Consider the following 6276-nt stretch of genomic DNA (forward strand, 5'->3'; position numbering starts at 1 on the left):
AGAAAGGCAAACCATGAAAATCAAAACCATCACTGCCGCAGCATTACTTGGCCTGTTAACCTGTGGCTCGGCCGTTGCCGGAGACTACGCGACCGCACTGGGAGAATGCCTCTACAACAACACCACATCCGAAGACAAAACGACATTGACGCAATGGGCTTTCGTGACACTGGGCAAAAGCAGCGCCACCAAATCGATCGCGACCATTCCTGCTGAAAAAACCAGCGAGGTGGATCAGAAAACCAAAAGTCTGTTGACACGACTGGTCGCCTCGTCGTGCAGCAAGGAGGCTTTACAAGTCGCATTGCACGAACCCACGACCGGATTGCAGGATGCAGCTACCACCATCAGCTCCTACATGATCCGCGAACAAATCCGGACAAGCGCGAAAAGCGTTCTGTCAAATTCCATCCTGACATCCGGCGACGGTTCCGCTACGAACCAGGGAAGCAACCTTCTGAAAAACCTGCTCAAGAGATAACACATCGCATCATGCACTTCCGCCAGTGCATGCAATGCAACCATTCCTCACGTCCGTGTAAAATCATACAAGCGATACAGATATCCCGTCTGTATCGCTTCCTGTTATCACAACGGGTATGCCGGAAAAACATTTACAACCGGCATTCCATTTTCAAAAACAACAAGGCAACACCTGTTCCGTAGCCGCATCACACACAACATGAAGGATACAAAACCCTCTGTCATCGCCATCATGGGACCGACAGCTTCCGGAAAAACCGCCGCCGCGCTCGAAATCGCCCGCCATATCCCATGCGAAATCATCTCGGTCGATTCCGCCCTCGTCTATCGCGACATGGACATCGGCACCGCAAAACCATCCCGCGAAGAACAAGCCGCCGTTCCGCACCATCTCATCGACATCATCGACCCGGCCGAAACCTACTCCGCCGCACAATTCCGCGAAGACACCCTCTCGCTCATCCAAAGCATCCTGCAGCGCGGAAAACTGCCCCTGCTGGTCGGCGGCACCATGCTGTATTTCCACGCCCTGACAAAAGGACTGGACAACCTCCCCGAAGCCAACCCCGCGATACGCGCCAGACTCGACGAAGAAGCCGCACAGGCCGGATGGCCCTCCCTGCATGCCAGACTGGCCGAACTGGACCCTGAAACCGCACAACGGCTCAAACCGAACGACGCCCAGCGAATCCAGCGCGCACTGGAAATCATCGAACTGACCGGAAAACCCTTGTCCGCCCTGCATTCAGGCAAAAAACAGGCAAACCTGCCCTTTGAGCTGATACCGTTCACGCTGGAACCATCCGACCGCAGCAAACTGCACGAACGCATCGCACTGCGGTTCGACCAGATGCTCGAAAACGACGTATTGATCGAAGAAGTCCGCCGATTGCGCCAACGCGGTGACCTGCACCTCGGCATGCCCTCCATGCGCTGCGTCGGCTATCGCCAGACCTGGCAATACCTTGACGGAGACTACGACCGAAAGACCCTGCGAGACAAAGGCATCGCCGCCACACGTCAGCTCGCCAAACGCCAGCTAACCTGGCTGCGCGCCATGCCGGAACGCATCGTCATCGACTGCCTCACACCCGACGCGCCCGTGCAAATCATGGAGCATATCAAGGGCAAGATCGGCAAACCAATAATTTCCGAAAAGTCCTAAATGACAAATGACAGGTTTTTATCACATCAAAACGACAAAATTAAAAAAGACGCTTGACAATCAGGCGTAAAACCGTCAGAATGCACATCTCTTCGGTGATATAGCTCAGCTGGTTAGAGCACAGCACTCATAATGCTGGGGTCGGTGGTTCAAGTCCACCTATCACCACCAAATTAAAGCGGTTATAACATTTTTGAGCAGTATTTAAAATCTGTTATAATCACCGCAATGGCCTGGTAGCTCAGTTGGTAGAGCAGAGGACTGAAAATCCTTGTGTCGGTGGTTCGATTCCGCCCCGGGCCACCAGAATTTAAAAAGCCCGATCATATGATCGGGCTTTTTTTATTTTATACTCAATTAATCTAAGAACATATTTTTAGTAAAACTAAATAATTAACATGCATTATTCAAAATATTCCTATACCACAAATACTAAGCCACATCGCTCAGTTAAAATCTTAAAAATCAAAATGCATACACTAAATATATGATATTTCAACCATCATCCATAAATATTATTTTCCAATTATATAAAGAATTCAGGATCATCTAATATTTCTTTTGATTTTTTCTCACATGTTGATGTAGGAGACCATCCAGAATATATTATTTTCTGAAAAACAGATTTTGCATTATCTTGAGAATACCATACAGGTATATATTCCCCCAGATCTTTCATACTTTTTGGCACCCAGTTCGTGGTAAAACCGTCATTAAATCCAACATGGTGATCTTCAAATAACGACAAATTACCAGGCCGCCAAAACATTACCGTTTTTGTACCAAGATAAGTAGATACTATCGGCATCCCTGATGTATAGCCAATCAAACAATGCGCATTTTTTATAATCGCAATAGTTTCTGGTAATGATGTTACACCAATAAGATTTATGATATAAGGCAATATTTCCAGATCCTGTATTTCATTCATAAATTTATGATAGTATGACAAATCATAATTTGCTCCTATTATGACAAGCGGCAACCCCCATGCTTTATACAATGCCTTACAAAGCAAATACCAATCTTTAGTTTTCCAATATTCACCTCGATTGAACATCTCCGAGGTATTTCCCTTTAAGGGGCCAAAGTATAAAACAATATATTTACCGTTTTTTAATAATTTATTACTAATGATGCTATCCTGAGGTAAAGCATTATAATGAGAAAATATGTTAAGATCTATATAATTTTCATCTAATCCAAGTTGATTTGCAATAGCATCAAAACCTATACCACGTTCTAGATAGCCATTCACAATGAGTGAATAGTCAAAAGGATGTTTGGATGAATAATCATATTTACCAGCTTTCAGGTAATTATAGCACCCTGTTTTATCATCAATTTGTGGATTATCATATATCTTAAAATTGAATGATACGACGTCCTCTACATAATTAAATCTATAAAGCATATCAAAAGAACGCTTTCTGACCACCCCCATATTATCATCATCATAAACAACCAAATTTATTTTTTTTGTATTCAGTTTTTTTAATAATGCGGGAATCAATACAAAACTCCATAATGCATCACCAATGCCTGTAGCAACGGCAACATATGGATAATGATTTCCACGTTCAAGCGCAATGTCATCTTTAAATAGCCATTTAAAATTCCATTTAAGCATTCGCAATGCAATTTTTCTTGAATTGTAATTATATTTTTTTCTATAATACGCCATCAAACGTTCTGATTCCTCGCTATAACTCATAGCCTCTCCATATAAATAACAGACAATCTTTATTCGTCATTTATTTTTGAATATTTAAAACTCTCTTTATGCCCCCTATAGTAGGGCATAGAATTGTATCTTGGCGGATTATATAGCGAAACTTCATCAAGTGGATAAGGAAATCTATCTTTTACTTTATCGAAAATATCTTGTCTAACAAAAAAGGCATTTGACCCATTCATTTCCGTCCCAACCAAAACATAACCCTTTTGTTTAGCCAGAGAATTTGCTGCAGAAAGTGACATTCCAAAATAATTATCATCATGGTATCCACTGTAGTCTTTTGTATATGGCAAATACCATTTTACAGGTGGAGGATATGTTGCATTATATTCAGCAACAACAATGCATGGTGATATACAATCAATAGCCTTCCATACATCATAGTCATAACTATCGATATCTATTGACAATACACCTATTTCTACATTGTCAAAATATTTTGATATAATTTCATTTATATTATTTGGATATATATATTTATTTTCAACAAACAAATTATTTTGCTCAATATATTTTTTCAACCTATCTTTTGCGATTTCATAATATTTGTAATTTCCTTCAATCCACAAACCTTTCCATCCTTGCACTAAGAGATAAAGAGTATTACTTCCGCTTCCATCTGCAGAGCCAAATTCCACAAAGGTTCTATTATCTATACCCGTTCTCCTAATAATTTCAGCAATTACTCCATCCTCACCATTCTGTGAATATACAGAAAACTCATAGTGCTCAAGACGCCCTTTTGGCAATACAGCTCTCAAATTTCCTCTTACATATTCAATATGAATACGCCAAATAAAGTTAGAAACATCATTTATCTGCTTTAAATAATTGCGAATTTCCTTTTGTACTTCCTTGGAGGTTTTTCTTTTATAATAACTAAATATTTTTAACCCAAGGAAAGTAATTACCCTCCGCCCATCATCATAACGTATTTTTTTAAACATCAACGTCTCCTAAACAAAGCCGTAAGAATATTCGCTTCATTTCGTTCTGGCTTTCGAATGGCATCCTCAATATTTGAGTGGCAAATATATTCAAACCCAATTTCTTTCATAAAACTTTCCAGTGATTTCTTTCCAAAATGCCACAAATGTTCAGATGGCTTTCTATGCTTCCATTGCATAAATTGTTTATCATCTTTATTTTCTTCATAATGGCACCATGGCAAAGAAATATAAATATAATTCGTTTTCAATTTTCTAATTTCGTAAATATCATGAAAATGCTCCAATGAATCAAAAAAACAAACACATTCATAATATCTTGAAAACATGGAATCTTGAACCTTTATCCTGCTATCATCAATTGGATACGCAGGTGGCACATCATACCCATTAACATCTCTAATAATTTCCGCTGCCGCTTTTAAAAAAACCCCACTACCATATCCCACATCCAAAATACTCTCAGGAACATGACCAATTGCACCCACCAAATTTCCCAGACGCAAATATGCCATCGTTTGAGCTGTAAGTTCGGATATTTTCTTATATAACTATTTTCAACATAATCATTATCATAAACAAATTTTTTATCAATATTTATTTCTTTTATTACACCATTTCCACACACTTCATATTTACACAAAAAATTCATAACCGCACCCCATCAAAATAAATTAGCATTTGAAATAAAAACCTCAATTAAAACCAAGAGCCTTATTTATAACCATTTTAATTTTTTCAAATGCTAAATTAGGCAATATACTTTTCATACACAATGATTTTTTTTTATTTACACAATTCAAATACCAATCTTCCGTCAACCATTCACATCCTGCGCAAACATTCGCAGATAAATTAATATTTTCATCAAATCCATAAAAATTCTTATCAGTAGGTCCAAAAAAAATACATGACGATTTCCTTGAAGTAAAGTGTCGCAGTATCGGCATACCGCCATCTTGAGCAATTAGAATGCATGCCCACTTTAATATAACAAGCATTTCCAAAAAGCTAGTTTTACCGAGCAAATTAATATCAGCATTTAATACAGGTTTATGATAAACTTCTCCAACTTGTAAAATTTTTACATCAGGATATGCTAACTTTAATTTGCCAACCAGTTCAACATAATATTCTATCGGCCATTGACGAACATCATTTACACCTTTAAAATGTAAACCTGGTCCAGTTTGAATCACAATGTAACGATCTTTAGTTAAACCAAATTTCGATAGAATTTCAAAATCCTCTTTAGTTTTTATAATAAATTTATTAGCATCAGTCATATTCAACATATCAGCTATGTCAGCCTGATTTTCACATTTTCTTCCATTTAATATCGAATAACACCTCCCAAGATAATCCGATTGATATAAAAGCTCGTTTTCCGCTTGAAATCTATCTATGAATTCAAAATATTCCTTTAGTTGAGAATTCCCAATTTCAAGAAGTCGATTTTTATCGAGATATTGAATACAAGGAAAACGACATATTTCGATTTCGCAGTCATAACATTTATTATTTTTTTGCGTATTTATACTATTTATATATGATGCTGAACGCCAAAAACATTCAGCAACCTCAAAATTATGATCCACATAAACATCAATAGAAATATTTTTATCAAATTTTTTTTTCAAACAATAAATATATTTTGCTGCATAAACAAAATCACCAACACCAGCCTGTGGTATTATTGCAACATGAAAAATATCACCAGAAAATTCCGACTTTTTTTTTATTTTTCTGAACAAAAATTTAATATTCCATACTACCAATTTAATAGCAATTTGTTTTGCAGTTATTCCTTTTCTCACGCTATAATTCTTGATCTTTCTTTGCAAATCTTCAAGATATTTACGCATTACACCATTCCACTCTTATGTAAAAATTACAAAACGAAACAAAAACACATATTGCATTTATACCAAATTAACTCTCAA

At 37.8% G+C, this 6276-nt stretch carries 6 protein-coding genes and 2 tRNA genes; 4 read left to right on the forward strand and 4 right to left on the reverse strand.

Annotated features, from left to right (window positions below; all coding sequences use genetic code 11):
• The first annotated feature begins 13 nt into the window (after positions 1 to 13).
• The 4 genes from NAI64_RS03910 to NAI64_RS03925 all read left to right on the forward strand — a co-directional run bounded on the left by NAI64_RS03910 (position 14) and on the right by NAI64_RS03925 (position 1954).
• Positions 14 to 481 carry a hypothetical protein gene (locus tag NAI64_RS03910; RefSeq protein ID WP_269297941.1) on the forward strand — a complete coding sequence of 156 codons (468 nt, stop codon included), beginning with the start codon at positions 14 to 16 and terminating at the stop codon, positions 479 to 481.
• 201 nt (positions 482 to 682) lie between these two features.
• Positions 683 to 1648: a tRNA (adenosine(37)-N6)-dimethylallyltransferase MiaA gene (miaA, locus tag NAI64_RS03915; protein ID WP_269297942.1), complete on the forward strand. Its 966-nt coding sequence runs from the start codon at positions 683 to 685 to the stop codon at positions 1646 to 1648.
• 94 nt (positions 1649 to 1742) lie between these two features.
• A tRNA-Met gene (locus tag NAI64_RS03920) sits at positions 1743 to 1819 on the forward strand.
• Between the two features lie 59 nt (positions 1820 to 1878).
• A tRNA-Phe gene (locus NAI64_RS03925) sits at positions 1879 to 1954 on the forward strand.
• A gap of 220 nt (positions 1955 to 2174) precedes the next feature.
• On the opposite strand, the gene NAI64_RS03930 is transcribed toward NAI64_RS03925, so the two are convergent.
• The 4 genes from NAI64_RS03930 to NAI64_RS03945 form a co-directional block, all read right to left on the reverse strand.
• Complete coding sequence (locus tag NAI64_RS03930) at positions 2175 to 3362, reverse strand: glycosyltransferase family 9 protein (protein WP_269297943.1); 1188 nt, start codon at positions 3360 to 3362, stop codon at positions 2175 to 2177.
• A gap of 29 nt (positions 3363 to 3391) precedes the next feature.
• Positions 3392 to 4333 carry a hypothetical protein gene (locus tag NAI64_RS03935; RefSeq protein WP_269297945.1) on the reverse strand — a complete coding sequence of 314 codons (942 nt, stop codon included), beginning with the start codon at positions 4331 to 4333 and terminating at the stop codon, positions 3392 to 3394.
• Positions 4333 to 4821 (reverse strand): class I SAM-dependent methyltransferase, encoded by a 489-nt coding sequence (locus NAI64_RS03940; protein WP_331282605.1) that lies wholly within the window; start codon positions 4819 to 4821, stop codon positions 4333 to 4335. Before NAI64_RS03940 ends, NAI64_RS03935 begins: the two co-directional genes overlap by 1 nt.
• 207 nt (positions 4822 to 5028) lie before the next feature.
• Positions 5029 to 6198, reverse strand: coding sequence for a glycosyltransferase family 9 protein (locus NAI64_RS03945; RefSeq protein WP_269297946.1), 1170 nt, complete (start codon positions 6196 to 6198; stop codon positions 5029 to 5031).
• Positions 6199 to 6276 lie beyond the last annotated feature (78 nt).

The sequence above is a fragment of the Oxalobacter paeniformigenes genome (assembly GCF_027158465.1).
GTDB lineage: Bacteria > Pseudomonadota > Gammaproteobacteria > Burkholderiales > Burkholderiaceae_D > Oxalobacter > Oxalobacter paeniformigenes.